The organism is Anaerostipes stercorihominis (genome assembly GCF_057535655.1).
On sequence record NZ_BAAJCL010000047.1, the window covers coordinates 1 to 329 of the forward strand.

The following is a 329-nucleotide window of genomic DNA, read 5'->3' on the forward strand; positions in this document are numbered from 1 at the left end:
GGGTTTCCCCATTCAGATATCTCCGGATCATTGGATATGTGCTCCTCCCCGAAGCTTTTCGCAGCTTATCACGTCTTTCATCGGCTCTTAGTGCCAAGGCATCCACCCTGCGCCATTACTACTTTAACCGTAGCAGGAACGATCGAATCTTGCGATTCTCTTTCCTCATTGATGTATAGCGTTACATCAATGGGTTTGTGTTTCTTTCTCATTATTTTCTAACGATGAAATTTGATGTCTTGACTCATTTCCATTTCTGAAAATGAATTCTTTCGATTTTGTATGAAGTTTTCAAGGTACACTTTTCTAAGAATACAACCGTATTCTCA

1 rRNA gene is annotated in these 329 nt (G+C 40.1%); it reads right to left on the reverse strand.

Going from position 1 to position 329, the window contains the following annotated elements:
• Positions 1 to 129, reverse strand: a 23S ribosomal RNA gene (locus tag AC27EF_RS13655); the annotation flags it as partial.
• Between the last annotated feature and the right edge of the window lie 200 nt (positions 130 to 329).